The sequence below is a fragment of the Bradyrhizobium sp. WSM1743 genome (genome assembly GCF_000473065.1).
Classification (GTDB): domain Bacteria; phylum Pseudomonadota; class Alphaproteobacteria; order Rhizobiales; family Xanthobacteraceae; genus Bradyrhizobium.
The window spans coordinates 51429-66972 of sequence record NZ_AXAZ01000012.1 but is presented as its reverse complement, the minus strand read 5'-3'; the positions used below and the strand labels follow the sequence as shown (position 1 = coordinate 66972).

Here is a 15544-nt window from a genome sequence, read left to right as displayed (position 1 = left end):
GCTCGTACGACATTGATGCAAAGGATCGAGGACTATGCGCTGATTGGCGACTGTGAGACCGCGGCGCTGGTCGGGCGCAACGGCTCGATCGACTGGCTGTGCTGGCCTGCCTTCGATTCCGACGCCTGCTTTGCCGCCATCCTCGGCACGCACAAGAACGGGCGCTGGCTGATCGCGCCGAGTGAGAACGCGCTCCGAATCTCGCGGCGCTATCTCGGCAATACCCTCATCCTCGAAACGCGTTTTGAGACGAAGAGCGGCACCCTCGCGCTGATCGATTTCATGCCGCCGCGCGGCAAGGCGTCCGACATCGTGCGGCTGGTCCGAGGCGTCAGCGGCACCGTGAAGATGCGGATGGAGCTCGTCATCCGCTTCGGCTTCGGCGCCGACATTCCCTGGGTGCGGCGGATCGACCATTCCCTGATGGCAATTGCCGGCCAGGACATGATCGTGCTGCGCACGCCGGTCGAGTCCCGCGGCGAGAATCTGACCACGGTTTCCGACTTCGAGGTGACGGCCGGAGCGACCATCCCCTTCGTATTGACCTATGGTCCCTCGCATCTGCCGCCACCCGGGCCGATCGACCCGGAGCTCGCGCTCGCGGAAACCGAAAGATTCTGGCAGGAATGGTGCGGCCACTGCGCCCGCGACGGTGACTATCAGGATCTGGTCATTCGTTCGCTGATCACGCTGAAGGCGCTGACCTTTGCCCCGACCGGCGGCATCGTCGCGGCACCCACCACCTCCTTGCCGGAAAAGCTCGGGGGAAGCAGGAACTGGGACTACCGCTTCTGCTGGCTGCGTGACGCCACCTTCACGCTGCTGGCGCTGATGAACTCGGGCTACACCGAGGAAGCCTTGGCTTGGCACAATTGGCTGCTGCGCGCCGCCGCCGGCTCGCCGGCGAACATGCAGATCATGTATGGCATCTGGGGCCAGCGACGGCTGCTCGAATGGGAAGCGGGCTGGCTCGGCGGCTACGAAGGCGCGCAGCCCGTGCGCGTCGGCAACGCCGCGCACGCGCAGCTCCAGCTCGACGTCTACGGCGAGTTGATCGATGCCTTCCACCAGTCGCGCATGGTCAAGCTCCAGCTCGACGAGCAGTCCTGGGCGCTGGAATGCGCGGTGCTCAATCATCTGGCCGAGATCTGGGACCGGCCCGATCACGGCATCTGGGAGCGTCGCGGTCAGCCCAAACACTACGTCTTCTCCAAGGTCATGACCTGGGTCGCCTTCGACCGCGGCATCAAGAGTGCCGAGACCTTCGGCTTCAAGGCACCGCTGCTGCATTGGCGCACCCTGCGCGAGGCGATCCATCGCGACGTCTGCAACAACGGCTTCGATGCAGAGGAAAATGCCTTCGTCGAATCCTACGGCTCGAAACTGCTCGATGCCAGCGTGCTGCTGTTGCCGGCCGTCGGCTTCCTGCCGCCATCGGATCCGCGCGTCCGCGGCACCATTGCTTCCGTCGAGAAATGCCTGATGCGCGACGGCTTCGTGCTGCGGCACGATCCGCGCGAGCTGCCAGCGGAGCAGCCGCCGCTCGAAGGCGCGTTCCTGGCCTGCAGCCTGTGGCTCGCCGATGCCTATGTGCTGTCGGGCGACCTCGACAAGGCGCAAGTCCTGTTCGATCGTGTCGTTGGGATTGCGAACGACGTTGGGCTGCTGGCGGAGGAATACGATTCCGAGGCGCGGCGCCAGACCGGAAACTTTCCGCAGGCGCTGACGCACATCGCCCTGATCAACACCGCACATAATCTCTCGGCGGCCAGGCTGAAGAGTGAAAAGCCGGCGATGCAGCGGTCGAAGTGACTAGCGCCCCGAGGGAGGTGCGCTCCCTCTCCCGCTTGCGGGGGAGGGCTGGGTGGGGGTGTCTCCGCGGGCGAGAGCCCCCGAGAGGAGAGAGCCCTCACCCGCCGCTACGCGGCGACCTCTCCCGCAAGCGGGAGAGGTTGAGAGTCCGCGGCCAGCTCTACCCAACCCCATTCCGCTTCAAGATCATCTCCATCGCCTCGGCAAAGCCGTCCTGCTCATTGCTCGCAGTGACATGCGTCGCCTCGTCCTTGACGTTGTCGGCGGCGTTGCCCATGGCAATCGAGGTGCCGCTGACGCGGAACATTGCGAGGTCGTTCTGCATGTCGCCGATGGTGGCGACGGCGTCGGTCGAGATGCCGAGGCGTTTGGCCATCGCCTCGACGAAGGTGCCCTTGTTGAAGCCGGGCGGGGTGATGTCGAGATAATAGGTCTGCGAGCGGACCGCCATCGCCTCGCTGCCAAGTGCCTCTTGCATGACCTTCTCGCAGCGCTCCAGGCCTGCTGCATCAGCGCTGGCGCCGACGATCTTGCAGGCGCTGGAGAGATGCGGCGAAAAATCCGTCACAATGCTGGGGTCGGCGCGGATCGTGTGCTGCTCGTGGGCGACGTAGCTGCCGCGCGGATTGTCGATCAGCCATTTGTCGGTGGTGAACAGCCAGATGTCGGCGCCGTAGTCGCGAAGGATCCGCAGGGACCGCTCGGCCGCGCCTGCGGGAATCAGGTGCTGCTCGACCGGCCTCATCTCGGGATCGATGATCGAGGAGCCGTTGAAGGGGCCGACCGGCAGCCACAGCGCCAGCGGCTCGATCAGGAAGCGCATGCCGATCGCGGGGCGGCTGGAGGTGATGGTGAAGCCGATGCCGGCCCGGTGCAGCCGCTGCACCGTGCTCCGCGCGCGCTCGGTCAGCGTCTTGTCCTTGGTCAGCAGCGTGCCGTCGACGTCGGATACCACGAGTGAGATTTGCGTCATGGCAGGACCTTGGAATTCATCAGGTTTCTTGCCTCAGCGTTTCGCGCCGCCCAGTTTCAGCTGCCGCACGATGCCGTCCACGATCGCTTCGACGGTCTCGTCGATCGAGACCGTGACCGCGTGCTCTCCCGCCTCCGGCGGCTCCAGCGTGTTGAATTGGCTCGTCAGCAGCTCGGGCGGCATGAAATGGCCCTTGCGGCGTGCGAGCCGCTCGGCGATCAGCTCCTTCGTGCCCTTCAGGAAGACGAAGCGGACGTCATCGCGACCACGCAGCAGCACGTCGCGATAGACGTGCTTCAGCGCCGAGCAGGCGATGATGACGTGCTCGCCGCGTCCGCAGACCCGCGCGATCTCGTCGGCGATGGCGTTGAGCCAGGGCCAGCGGTCTTCGTCGGTGAGCGGATGGCCGGCGCGCATCTTCTCGACATTGCTGGCGGGATGAAAGCTGTCGCCGTCCTCGAAACGCCAGCCGAGCCGCCCGCCGAGTGCCCTCGCAACCGTGCTCTTGCCCGAACCCGACACGCCCATCACAATCAATGCACAAGGTGCTTCAGCGCGGCCCACGAATTTCCTCCGGAAGCGCGGCCCTATCGACCAGCCAGATAGTCTCACCATCCGAGCGCGCGCGTAAGGCCGGCAGATTCTCGCCATTGAAGAGGCGCGTCAAGATCGGCCGCTTGTCGTGCCCGGCAATCTCGAACAGCATCTCGCGGCAGGAGGCCAGAACGGGCAGGGTGAGCGAGACTCGCGGCACGAACGGCGCGACATTGGCTTTGGCGACGCCGACGACCCAGCGTCGAGTCTCCTCGATCTCGGGATAACCGGGAAATAGCGAGGCGGTGTGGCCGTCGGGCCCCACGCCCATCAGAACGAGGTCGAAGAGCGGGCGTCCCGGATCGAGCTGGTCTGTGCCATAGAAGGCCTGCAGCTCGCGTGCATAGGCTTCAGCGCCGGCATCGGGATTTTCAGCCGTGGTGGGAATCGGGTGGATATGGCCGGCGGGCGCATGGCGGTCGAGAAACGCCGCGCGCGCGACCGCCATGTTGTTGAGGGGATCGCTTTCGGGCACGAAGCGCTCGTCGCCGATGAACCAGTGCACGCGGTCCCATGGAATCCTGCCGCGGAAGGCCTCGCTGCCGAGCAATTGATAGAGCTTCTTCGGGCTGGAGCCGCCGGTGAGACAGATCGCGATCCGTCCGGGATTGGCCGCGATCCGCGCCATGACCCGTTCGGCCGCGGCGCGGGCAAGCGCGTCGGCGTCGGCTTCGACGATCAGCTTCGGCTGGCCGGCCGCAGTCACAAGTATTTCCGCCAGCTTCGCCCGTCGCGCCGGAGCAACTCGTCGGCGCATTTCGGGCCTTCGCTGCCGGCTTCATAGGTCTCGATGCCGTTGGTGCCCGCGCTCTTCCAGGCGTCCAGGAACGGCTGCACCGCCTGCCAGCCGGCCTCGACGCCGTCGGCGCGCTGGAACAGGATGTTGTCGCCGATCATGCAGTCGTAGATCAGCGTCTCGTAGCCGGTCGAGGGATCGGCCCGGAAATAGTCGCCGTAGCGGAATTTCATCTCGACGCCGTCGATGGTGACGCTCGGACCCGGGACCTTGGCGTTGAACTGAAGCTCGATGGTTTCGGTCGGCGCGATGCCGATGGTGAGGAAGTTCTGCGACAGGCGATCGACCGCCGTGCCCGAGAACATCGACAGCGGCGCCTGCTTGAACTTGATCGCCACCTCCGTGCGCTTGTGCGCCAGCGCCTTGCCGGTGCGCAAATAGAACGGCACGCCGGCCCAGCGCCAATTGTCGATCATCAGCTTGAGCGCGACATAGGTCTCCGTGGTGCTGCCGGGCTTGACGTCCGAGGTCTTGCGATAGTCCGGGATGTCGTTATCGCCGATGCGGCCTGCGAGATATTGCGCGCGCACCGAGCTCTTCAGTGCTTCCTCCAGGCTCGGCCGCTGGATCGCGGTGAGCACCTCGGCCTTCTCGGAACGCACCGAATGTGCGTCGAAACGGCTCGGCGGCTCCATGGCCACCAGCGACATCAGCTGGAACAGATGGTTCGGCACCATGTCGCGCAACGCGCCGGTCGCGTCATAGAAGCCGCCGCGGTGGCCGACGCCGAGCCTCTCCTCGACGGTGATCTGGATGTGGTCGATATGGTTGCGATTCCAGATCGGCTCGAACATGCCGTTGGCAAAGCGCAGCACCAGGATGTTCTGCACCGTCTCCTTGCCGAGATAGTGGTCGATCCGGTAGATTTGGTGCTCCTCCATGATTTTCAGCAGCTCGGTGTTCAGCGCACGCGCCGAGGCGAGGTCGGTGCCGAACGGTTTTTCGACGACCAGCCGCCGCCAGGCGCCGTTCTCCTTCATCATGCCGGTGCGGCCGAGCTCGCGCGCGGTCGGCGCGAAGGCGGCGGGCGGGGTGGCGAGATAGAACAGCCGGTTGCCGCCGGTCTCGTGCGCACATTCCAGCGAATCCAGATGCTCGCGCAGGAGGTCGAAGGAGGGCGGATCCTTTGCGTCGGCCTCGACGAAGGTCACGCATTCCAGCAGCTTCTTGGCGATGTCGTTGTCCACGGGCCGCGTCGCGAACTCGCGCAGGCCTTGCATCAGGCTGTCGCGCAGCTCGTCATCCGACTGGCCCCTGCGGGCGACGCCGACGACGCAGAATTTTTCCGGCAACAGGTGCTCGGCCGCCAGATTGTAGAGCGAGGGCATCACCAGGCGATGGGTGAGGTCGCCGGTGACACCAAAGATGACGAAGGCGCAATTTTCCGGCTTGCGCTTTACTTGCGGGTCTTTTGTCACGAATTGTCGGCCTTCGCTTGTTTACTCGTTACTTTGGTTTCGAAGCGCCCGGCTGCTTCGGCTCCCTGTGGCCGCCGAACCCTGCACGCATTGCAGAGAGAATTTTTTCGGCGAAGGTGTGTTCCCGACGGGAACGGAAACGTGTGTAGAGCGCCGCGGTCAAGACTTCGGCCGGCACGGCCTCGTCGATCGCGGCATTCACGGTCCAGCGACCTTCGCCGGAATCCTCCACGAAGCCGGAATATTCCGACAGCTGCGGGCTGTCGGCGAGCGCGGTCGAGGTGAGGTCGAGCAGCCAGGACGGGATCACGCTGCCGCGCCGCCACACTTCGGCGATGTCGGCGAGATCGAAATCGTAGCGATGATCTGCCGGCAAAGCCTCGATATTGGCATTCTTGAGAATGTCGAAACCTTCGGCATAGGCCTGCATCAGCCCGTATTCGATGCCGTTGTGGATCATCTTGACGAAATGCCCGGCGCCCACGGGACCGGCATGGATGTAGCCCTGCTCGATGCGGGGATCGCGCCCCTCGCGTCCTTCCGTACGTGGGATGTCGCCGGCGCCTGGCGCGAGCGCTGCGAAGATCGGATCGAGCCGGTCGACCACCTGCTTCTCGCCGCCGATCATCATGCAATAACCGCGGTCGAGGCCCCAGACGCCGCCGGAGGTGCCGACGTCGACATAATGGATGCCGCGCTCTTTCAGCGCCTTGCCGCGGCGGACGTCGTCCTGCCAGAAGGTGTTGCCGCCGTCGATGATGACGTCGCCAGCCTGCATCACGCCGGCGATCGTCTCGATCGTGGTCTCGGTGATGCGCCCTGCCGGCAGCATCACCCAGGCCGTGCGCGGACGCTCCAGCTTCGCGACGAACTCTTCCAGCGTCGCCGAGCCAACCGCGCCGTCTGCGGCAAGTCCTGCGACCGCCTTGGCGTCCTTGTCGTAGACCACGGTCGAATGTCCCTGGCGCATCAGGCGGCGAACGATGTTGCCGCCCATTCGGCCGAGGCCGATCATGCCGAGTTGCATCTGCATTGTTCCTTTAGTTCAGCGCGTCGCTAAGCGCCGCGTTGAGGGCCGCGAGACCCTTCTTGAGCCCGCCCTTCAGGTGCACGCGCAGCGCACGCCGGCCCCGCTCGGTGAGCACGTCGAAATCGCCGCGCGCCTGCGCCTCCTTGATGACGGCGAAGCTGGCTTTCTGGCCCGGCACCGGCAGATCCTTGGCATCGTCGGCCGTGATCTGGAGGAACACGCCGCTGTCGGGTCCGCCCTTGTAGGCTTGGCCCGTCGAGTGCAGGAAGCGCGGCCCGAACTCGGCGCAGGTCGCGACGTGCCGCTTCTCGCGCACCTCCAGCCGCATGGCCTGGAGCGCGTCGATCGTCGCCTTGTCGCGCGCGATGTAGCCAAGCAGGGCGACATAGTCGCCATGGTTCGAGCGGGATAGATGCGCCTTCAGCCAGGAGCTGAGATCGCCGTTGGCGCCGGCCGCGCGCAGCGCCGCCGCGTTGGCCTCGTCGGTGTAGAGATCGGCCTCATCCGTGCTGACCACCGGCTGCTCTTCCGGCAACGCGCCGGTCTTCTCGAATGCGGCGGTGAGCTCGCGGGTCCTGATCTTGGCCGCCTCCACGTCCGGCTGGTCGAACGGGTTGATGCCGAGGATCGAGCCGGCAACCGCCGTCGCCATCTCGAAGCGGAAGAACTCCTGGCCGAGATGCTCGATCGACTTCATGACGATGCGCGCCACGGGGTGGCCGGCCCCTTCGATCGCGGCAAGCTTGGAATCGTGGGCGGCATCCGCTTCTCCCTCGATGCGGATGTCGATGAAGAAGCGATCGTTGCCGTAGACCGAGGGATCGCCCAGCGGCTCGCCCTCGATCGGGATCAGGCCCTTGCCCTCCTTGCCGGTCGATTCCGCGATAAGCTGCTCGGCCCAGGCGCCGAAATCGGCGATCTTCTTCGACGCCAGGATCGTCACCTTGTCGCGGCCTTCGAGCCCGGCGAGGCCCATGGCAAGCCCGAGCTGCACGCCCGGGTTCTCGGATGGCGGCACGTCCGGCCCACAGGAGCGGGCCATCGCGAGCGCATGCTTGACGAAGGTGTTGACGTCGATGCCCGCGGTCGCCGCCGGCACCAGACCGAAGGGCGAGAGCACCGAATAGCGTCCGCCGATCGAGGGCTCGCCGTGGAAGATGCGGGCGTAGTTCAGCTGCTTTGCCGCCTTCTCCAGCGACGACCCGGGATCGGTCACCGCGATGAAGCGATGGCCGGTCTTCACCTTGGTCCCGACCGCCTTGGCGACCTGCTCATGGAAATAGTCCTTCATCGCGTTCGGCTCGGTGGTGCCGCCGGACTTGCTGGAGACGATGAACACGGTGTTGGCGATGTCGATCTTCCCTTCCATCGCCCGCACCTGCGCGGGATCGGTGGAATCGAGCACATGCAGCTTGGGGAAGCCGGGCTTCTTGCCAAAGGTCTCGGCCAGCACCTCCGGTCCGAGGCTCGATCCGCCCATGCCGAGCACGACAGCGTCGGAGAATTTCTGGCCCTTCACGCGGCCCGCATAGTCCTCGTAATCGGCAATATCGGCCTTGGCGGCGCTGTCGAGCCAGCCGAGCCATTTGTCCTCGTCCGTGCCGGTCCACACTGACTTGTCGCGCTGCCAGAGCCTGCGGATTTTTGCGGAGGCGCGCCATTCCTCGGTGCTCTTGGCCACGGCCTTGCCGAGCCCGTCGCCGAGCGAGAGAAGCTGGCGGTCGAGCGCGGGCCCCAGCACGGTGGCACGCTTGTGCGCGACGGCGCCGTAGAGCTTGTCAGCGGCGTCCGCAAACAGCTTGACGCCGTCCTTGACCAGCTCCTCGGTGATCGCATCGAGCGAGATGCCGGAGCGCTCCAGCTCTTCCAGCACGCGCCTGGCGTCATCGACATTCTCTTCCAGGCTGTCGCGCGGCTTGCCGTGATCGCGGAACGCATCCAGCGTCGCCGGCGGCATGGTGTTGATGGTGTCGGGGCCGATCAGCTCCTCGACATAGAGGACGTCGCTGTAGTCCTTGTTCTTGGTGCCGGTGGAGGCCCACAGCATGCGCTGCGGCTTGGCACCCTTGGCGGCGAGCTTCTCCCAGCGCGAACCTGTGAACAGGCGCTTGTAGTCCCGGTAGGCGAGCTTGGCATTGGCGATCGCGACCTTGCCCTTCAGTGCGGCAAGCCGCTCCTTCTCCGATGGATCATTGGCGCGGGCAATCTTCTCGTCGAGCTGCTTGTCGACCATGGTGTCGATCCGGCTGACGAAGAAGCTCGCCACGCTCGCGACATGCGACGGATCGCCGCCGCCGGCGACGTATTTCTCGAGGCCGGCGAGATAGGCTTCGGCGACCTCGAGATAGACGGCCTTCGAGAACAGCAGCGTGATGTTGATGCTGATGCCTTCGCCGATCAGCTGTTCGATCGCCGGCAAGCCCTCGCGCGTCGCCGGCACCTTCACCATCAGATTCTGGCGACCGACATCCTTCCAGAGCCGCCGCGCCTCGGCGACCGTGGCGGCGGTATCCATCGCCAGATAGGGCGACACTTCCAGGCTCACGAAGCCGTTCCGGCCCTCGAGGCGATCATAGACCGGGCGCAGCACGTCGGCGGCATTCTGGATGTCCTCGATTGCGACCGCCTCGAACAGGTCGGCCACGGTCCGGTCGCCGCGCTTCAGTGCCTTGCCGATCGAGGCGTCATATTCGTCGGAGCTGCCGATCGCCTTCTCGAAGATCGACGGATTGGAGGTGACGCCCTTGACGCCATCGGTGTCGATCAGCCGCTTCAGGTCGCCCTTGGCGATGAAGCCACGGGCCAGGAAGTCCAGCCAGACCGCTTGTCCGTGCTTTTCCAGTTCTTTGACGGGATTCATGATGCTTATTTCTCTCCAAGCCTGCGGACGAGGGGGTTTTCGCGCCGGTCCTGACGCGCTATCCTCTAGCTTACATGCTCCCCGGAGGGAACCAATCAAGGGTATGAGAGTCATACTCTCCAGTGGAACTCCGTCGCGATCATGGCGATCCAGGCGGGCAGTTGCTGTGTTGCGTAGAAGTCGTTGGCCGGAGGATACGGCCGAGGTCTCCTTGCGTAGCGTCAGCCGTCTCGCGTTGTCAGCCAACGGTTGCGTGGAGTGCCTTCGGCGAAGTGGATCCGCCGTTGCGTCGTGGGTTGGCCGCGAATGGCCAAGCTGGGGGGAAAAGCATGCACGCCCATCATGAAGGTTCGGCGGGCGCCGAGAGCCGGCAATCGGTTGCGTCGACGGTGAGCATCGACGCGTCCTGCGATCTCGAAATCAGTCGCTGCGTGACGCAGCTGCGGCTGCTGGTCGCGGCGGGTTTTGCCATGACCCTGCTCAGTGCAAGCCTTGCCTTGGACTGGTGGGACGGTCTCGGCGATTATGACACGACGGTCGGCTATGTCGGCGTCGTGGTGTTCGGCCTGGTGACCAGCTGGCTGATCTGGATGCTTCCCGCCGAGCGAGGAGCCGTGGTGGTCGTCACCCCCTACGGCATCCGCGATCTCCGCATCGGCAATGAATTTCTGCCGTGGGAGTCGATCGCGGAGATTTCAGCTGAAGAATGCCGCGGCCACAAGACGATCGTGCTGACGCCGTCGCCGGCATTGCGGCGCCAGCTGTGCGCCATTCCCACCCTGGCTCGGGCCGTGAAGGATGGTCGCATCGTCATCCGCACGGAGGGCCTGGCGACTGATTTTGATACACTGCTGCGCGCCTGTCGCGACTGCCACGCCGCCAGCAGCGCGCACACTGCATTGCAGCAGGAAGATGAACGCGGCCCCCAAAGCTTCGCCGTACAAGTGTCATAAGATCGCCGCTCCCGGATCGCTATGCTGCATTGCCGGATCGGCACATCCCCGGGAACGTCCGGATGTTGCGACCAAGTGACATTTTCTGGAAATGAGCCAATATAGAGACAGATTCGCACAAATTACAGGCATGTGCCTGTTCGTAACTCATGGAGTGCCTACGTTGTGCGTTGCGTCGAGTTGGCGCCCGGGTGTCCAATGATCGTCATGTGCTCACGCTGATTCGAAACGGCCTGAGGAACGGTCCGGTAACTGCTTTCGTTTCAGCTTATAGCGGAACTCACGCGGAGAGGGATCATGTACAACGATTCTCTATTCAACGCTTTCGCTCGGTCGTTCGAGGCGAGAAGCCAGCACGACATGTCGATGGCGGAATATCTGGAATCGTGTCGAAGCGATCCCATGAAATACGCGAACGCGGCCGAACGACTGCTAGCGGCGATCGGTGATCCCCAGACGATCGATACGGCCAAGGACCCACGCCTTGGCCGTATTTTTTTGAACCGCACGATCCGCACCTATCCGGCCTTCGCCGGCTTCTACGGCATGGAAGAAACCATCGAGCGCATCGTCGGTTTCTTCCGCCACGCGGCGCAAGGCCTGGAGGAGCGCAAGCAGATCCTCTATCTGCTCGGCCCGGTCGGTGGCGGCAAGTCCTCGCTCGCCGAGCGGCTGAAGTCGCTGATGGAAGTGAACCCGATCTATGTGCTCAAGGCCGGCGACGAACTCTCGCCCGTGTTCGAGAGCCCGCTCAGCCTGTTCGATCCCGATCATCTCGGTCCGATGCTGGAGGAGAAATACGGCATTCCGCGCCGCCGTCTCACCGGCCTGATGAGCCCGTGGTGCTACAAGCGGCTCGAAGCCTTCGGCGGCGACATCTCGCAATTCCGCGTCGCAAAGATCCAGCCGTCGCGGCTGCGCCAGATCGCGGTCGCCAAGACCGAGCCCGGCGACGAGAACAACCAGGACATCTCCTCGCTGGTCGGCAAGGTCGATATCCGCAAGCTCGAGACCTACGCCCAGAATGATCCCGACGCCTACAGCTATTCCGGCGGCCTCAACCGCGCCAATCAGGGCATCCTCGAATTCGTCGAGATGTTCAAGGCGCCGATCAAGATGCTGCATCCGCTGCTGACCGCGACGCAGGAAGGCAACTATATCGGCACCGAGAACATCGGCGCGATCCCGTTCACCGGGATCATCCTCGCGCACTCGAACGAAGCCGAGTGGGCGAGCTTCAAGGCCAACAAGAACAACGAAGCCTTCATCGACCGAATCTGCGTCATCAAGGTGCCCTACTGCCTCAGGGTCGCCGAGGAGCAGAAAATCTACGAAAAGCTGATCCAGGGCTCCGAGCTCGCGTCGGCTCCTTGCGCGCCTTCGACGCTGGAGACGCTGGCGCGGTTCTCGGTGATGTCGCGCCTGCGCAAGCACGAGAACTCCACCCTGTTCGCCAAGATGCGGGTCTACGACGGCGAAAGCCTGAAGGAATCCGATCCGAAAGCGCGCAGCGTCCAGGAATATCGCGATGCCGCCGGCGTCGACGAGGGCATGGACGGTGCCTCCACCCGCTTCGCCTTCAAGGTCCTGGCTGCGACCTTCAACCACGATCCGCAGGAGGTCGCCGCCGACGCCGTGCACCTGATGTACGCGCTGGAACAGGCGATCCGCCGCGAGCAGCTTCCGGAGGAAACCGAGAAACGCTATCTTGAATTCATCAAGGCGGAGCTGGCGCCGCGCTACGCCGAGTTCATTGGCAACGAGATCCAGAAGGCCTATCTGGAATCCTACTCGGATTATGGCCAGAACCTGTTCGATCGCTACGTCGACTATGCCGACGCCTGGATCGAGGACCAGGATTTCAAGGATCCCGACACCGGCCAGCTGCTCGATCGCGAGCTCTTGAACCAGGAGCTGACCAAAATCGAGAAGCCGGCGGGTATCGCCAACCCCAAGGACTTCCGCAACGAGGTCGTCAAATTCTCGTTACGGTCGCGGGCCCAGAACGGCGGCAAGAATCCGACCTGGACCTCCTATGAGAAGATTCGCGATGTGATCGAAAAGCGGATATTCTCCCAGGTCGAGGACCTGCTTCCGGTCATCTCCTTCGGGTCGAAGAAGGACGGCGAGACGGAGAAGAAGCACGGCGAGTTCGTCGCACGCATGGTGGAGCGTGGCTACACCGAGCGTCAGGTTCGCCGGCTCGTTGAATGGTACATGCGCGTGAAGCAGGCCGGTTGAGGCGGATGGAAAAGTGCCCATTCACATCATTGACAGGCGCCTGAATCCAGGCGGCAAGAGTCTTGAGAACCGCCAGCGGTTCTTGCGTCGGGCCAAATCCCTGGTGCAGGGCGCCGTCAAGAAGACTTCGCAGGAACGCGACATCAAGGACGTCCTGGAGGGTGGTGAGGTCACGATCCCGCTCGACGGCATGCACGAGCCGCGCTTCCGCCGTGAAGGCGGAACGCGGGACATGGTCCTGCCCGGCAATAAGAAGTTCGTCGAAGGCGACTATCTCCAGCGCTCCGGCCAGGGCAGCGCCAAGGATTCCGGCCCCGGCGAAGGCGACAGCGAGGACGCCTTCCGCTTCGTGCTGAGCCGTGACGAGTTCGTCGATCTTTTCCTCGACGACCTCGAGCTTCCGGATCTCGCCAAGCGCAAGATCGCCCAGACCGAGAGCGAAGGCATCCAGCGCGCCGGCTACACCATGTCCGGCTCGCCCGCCAACATCTCGGTCAGCCGGACGGTGAAGCTCGCGCTCGCCCGCCGCATCGCGCTCAGGCGTCCCCGCAAGGACGAGATCGAAGAGCTGGAAGCCGCGATCGAAGCATGCACGGACGAGGACGAGCGCGCGGAACTGGTCGCTCGGCTCGAAAAGATGAAGGCGAAATCCAAGCGCATCCCCTTCATCGATCCGCTCGATATCCGCTACCGGCGCTTCGAGACCGTGCCGAAGCCCGTCGCGCAGGCCGTGATGTTCTGCCTGATGGACGTCTCCGGCTCGATGTCCGAGCACATGAAGGATCTGGCCAAGCGCTTCTACATGCTGCTCTACGTGTTCCTGAAGCGGCGCTACAAGCACGTCGAGATCGTCTTCATCCGCCACACCGACCGCGCCGAGGAGGTGGACGAGCAGACCTTCTTCTACGGTCCGGCCTCGGGCGGCACGCTGGTCTCCAGCGCGCTGCAGGCGATGCACGAGATCGTGCGCGAGCGCTTCAACCCGGCGGACTGGAACATCTACGCCGCGCAAGCCTCCGACGGCGACAATTCCTATTCCGACGGCGAGCTCACAGGGCTGCTGCTGACCGACAAGATCCTGCCGGTCTGCCAGTTCTTTGCCTATCTCGAGGTCGGGGAATCAGGCGGCAGCGCTTTCGATCTCTCCGACTCCTCGCTCTGGACCCTCTATGAGCGCCTGCGCAACAGCGGCGCACCGCTCTCGATGCGCAAGGTCTCCGAGCGCAGCGAGATCTTTCCGGTGTTCCACGATCTGTTCCACCGCCGCGATACTGCCCAGGAGAAGGCCGCTCCATGACGGAACGATTGTTCGAAGGCGCCGATTGGGATTTTCACACCTTGCAGCGCATCACCGATGCCTGCGAGGAGGTGGCGTTGAAGGATCTCGGGCTCGACGTCTATCCGAACCAGATCGAGGTCATCACTGCCGAGCAGATGCTGGACGCCTATTCGTCGGTCGGCATGCCCTTGTTCTACAAGCACTGGTCGTTCGGCAAGCACTTTGCGTTCCACGAAGCGTCCTATCGCAAGGGCCTGATGGGGCTCGCCTATGAGATCGTGATCAACTCCTCGCCCTGCATCTCCTATCTGATGGAGGAGAACACGGCGACGATGCAGACGCTGGTGATCGCGCACGCCGCCTTCGGCCACAACCATTTCTTCAAGAACAACTATCTGTTCAAGCAGTGGACCGATGCCGACGGCATCCTGGACTATCTCGACTTCGCCAAGAACTACGTCATGCAATGCGAGGATCGCTACGGCCGCATCGAGGTCGAGCGCACGCTCGATGCCGCGCATGCGCTGATGTCGCACGGCATCGACCGTTATCCCGGCAAGAAGAAGCTCGATCTGCGCGCCGAGGAGAAGCGGGCAGGGCGCCGCCGCCAGCACGAGGAGGAAGTCTTCAACGATCTCTGGCGCACAGTCCCCAAGGGCGCGACCAAGAGCCGGTCCGCGCTCAGCATCGAGCGCCGCCGCAAGCTGCTCGGCCTGCCGCAGGAGAATTTGCTCTATTTCCTGGAGAAGAGCGCGCCGCGGCTGGCGCCCTGGCAGCGCGAGCTCTTGCGCATCGTCCGCCACATCGCGCAATATTTCTATCCGCAGAGCCAGACCAAGGTCATGAACGAGGGGACGGCGACCTACGTCCACTATCGCATCATGACCAGGCTGCACGAGCAGGGGCGCATCAGCGACGGCAACTTCCTCGAATTCCTGGGATCGCACACCAACGTCGTGTTCCAACCCGAATTCGACGATCCCCGCTTCTCCGGCTTCAACCCCTACGCGCTCGGCTTTGCCTTGATGCAGGACATCGAGCGCATCGTCACCAGGCCGGAAGACGAGGACCGCGAATGGTTCCCCGACATCGCCGGCAAGGGCGATGTCATGGGCGTGCTGCGTGACGTCTGGGCCAATTACCGCGACGAGAGCTTCATCGGCCAGTTCCTGAGCCCCAGATTGATGCGGCACTTCCGCATGTTCCATCTGCACGACGATCCAGAGGAGCGCGCCGGCATCCGGGTCGATGCCATCCACGACGAGCGCGGCTTCCGCCGCGTCCGCCGCGAGCTGGCGCGGCAGCACGACGTCGGCTTCATCGACGCCAATATCGAGGTGGTTGACGTCGATCTCTCCGGCGATCGGCGCCTGATCCTGCATCATCACGTCATCAAGGGCTCGCAGCTCAACGAGACCGACGCCAAGCGCGTGCTCCAGCATCTCGCCGATCTCTGGACCTACGACGTTGCGCTGATCGAGGTCGATGCCAACGACAAGGTCGTACGCGAATATGTCGTCAGCCCGCGCCCGATCCCGGCCGCGGTGGCCTGAGGCGGCCTACTATGCGGCAATAAGGCGAAATGCGC

At 64.0% G+C, this 15544-nt stretch carries 11 protein-coding genes; 5 read left to right on the top strand and 6 right to left on the bottom strand.

All coding sequences use genetic code 11. The features are described 5' to 3' along the window. Window positions 1-12: 12 nt before the first annotated feature. Entirely contained in the window at window positions 13-1812 is a 1800-nt protein-coding gene (locus YU9_RS0110130) for a glycoside hydrolase family 15 protein (protein ID WP_027572716.1), read from the top strand. Between the two features lie 160 nt (window positions 1813-1972). On the opposite strand, the gene YU9_RS0110125 is transcribed toward YU9_RS0110130, so the two are convergent. Genes YU9_RS0110125 through YU9_RS0110100 form a run of 6 tightly spaced genes read right to left on the bottom strand, consistent with a single transcriptional unit; the run spans window position 1973 to window position 9483 of the window. Next, a complete protein-coding gene (locus tag YU9_RS0110125) occupies window positions 1973-2785 on the bottom strand; it encodes a Cof-type HAD-IIB family hydrolase (protein ID WP_027572715.1) in 813 nt (270 codons plus the stop codon). Between the two features lie 33 nt (window positions 2786-2818). Continuing rightward, on the bottom strand, window positions 2819-3349 hold the full coding sequence (locus YU9_RS0110120) for a gluconokinase (protein ID WP_027572714.1): 531 nt from the start codon (window positions 3347-3349) through the stop codon (window positions 2819-2821). After that, on the bottom strand, window positions 3336-4085 hold the full coding sequence (pgl, locus tag YU9_RS0110115) for a 6-phosphogluconolactonase (protein WP_027572713.1): 750 nt from the start codon (window positions 4083-4085) through the stop codon (window positions 3336-3338). Before pgl ends, YU9_RS0110120 begins: the two co-directional genes overlap by 14 nt. Then, window positions 4082-5593: a glucose-6-phosphate dehydrogenase gene (gene zwf, locus YU9_RS0110110; RefSeq protein WP_027572712.1), complete on the bottom strand. Its 1512-nt coding sequence runs from the start codon at window positions 5591-5593 to the stop codon at window positions 4082-4084. The genes pgl and zwf overlap by 4 nt, the downstream gene beginning before the upstream one ends. Before the next feature lie 28 nt (window positions 5594-5621). Further along, window positions 5622-6620, bottom strand: coding sequence for a phosphogluconate dehydrogenase (NAD(+)-dependent, decarboxylating) (gnd, locus tag YU9_RS0110105; RefSeq protein WP_027572711.1), 999 nt, complete (start codon window positions 6618-6620; stop codon window positions 5622-5624). Between the two features lie 13 nt (window positions 6621-6633). Further along, the gene (locus YU9_RS0110100; protein ID WP_027572710.1) at window positions 6634-9483 is read right to left on the bottom strand and encodes a bifunctional transaldolase/phosoglucose isomerase; all 2850 of its coding nucleotides are present in this window, start codon (window positions 9481-9483) and stop codon (window positions 6634-6636) included. Between the two features lie 329 nt (window positions 9484-9812). Between YU9_RS0110100 and YU9_RS0110095 the strand changes: the two genes are divergently transcribed. The 4 genes from YU9_RS0110095 to YU9_RS0110080 all read left to right on the top strand — a co-directional run bounded on the left by YU9_RS0110095 (window position 9813) and on the right by YU9_RS0110080 (window position 15509). Beyond that, window positions 9813-10436, top strand: a complete 624-nt coding sequence (locus YU9_RS0110095; protein WP_027572709.1) for an STM3941 family protein — start codon at window positions 9813-9815, stop codon at window positions 10434-10436. Window positions 10437-10733: 297 nt separating this feature from the next. Next, entirely contained in the window at window positions 10734-12677 is a 1944-nt protein-coding gene (locus tag YU9_RS0110090; protein ID WP_027572708.1) for a PrkA family serine protein kinase, read from the top strand. A gap of 19 nt (window positions 12678-12696) precedes the next feature. Then, window positions 12697-13974 carry a YeaH/YhbH family protein gene (locus YU9_RS0110085; protein ID WP_027572707.1) on the top strand — a complete coding sequence of 426 codons (1278 nt, stop codon included), beginning with the start codon at window positions 12697-12699 and terminating at the stop codon, window positions 13972-13974. Next, on the top strand, window positions 13971-15509 hold the full coding sequence (locus YU9_RS0110080; RefSeq protein WP_027572706.1) for a SpoVR family protein: 1539 nt from the start codon (window positions 13971-13973) through the stop codon (window positions 15507-15509). The genes YU9_RS0110085 and YU9_RS0110080 overlap by 4 nt, the downstream gene beginning before the upstream one ends. Window positions 15510-15544: the final 35 nt, after the last annotated feature.

Coding starts and splice junctions, on each gene's coding strand:
- gnd (WP_027572711.1), bottom strand. CDS start 6,620: ATGCAACTCGGCATGATCGGCCTCGGCCGAATGGGCGGCAACATCGTT.
- YU9_RS0110095 (WP_027572709.1), top strand. CDS start 9,813: ATGCACGCCCATCATGAAGGTTCGGCGGGCGCCGAGAGCCGGCAATCG.
- YU9_RS0110125 (WP_027572715.1), bottom strand. CDS start 2,785: ATGACGCAAATCTCACTCGTGGTATCCGACGTCGACGGCACGCTGCTG.
- YU9_RS0110080 (WP_027572706.1), top strand. CDS start 13,971: ATGACGGAACGATTGTTCGAAGGCGCCGATTGGGATTTTCACACCTTG.
- YU9_RS0110100 (WP_027572710.1), bottom strand. CDS start 9,483: ATGAATCCCGTCAAAGAACTGGAAAAGCACGGACAAGCGGTCTGGCTG.
- YU9_RS0110090 (WP_027572708.1), top strand. CDS start 10,734: ATGTACAACGATTCTCTATTCAACGCTTTCGCTCGGTCGTTCGAGGCG.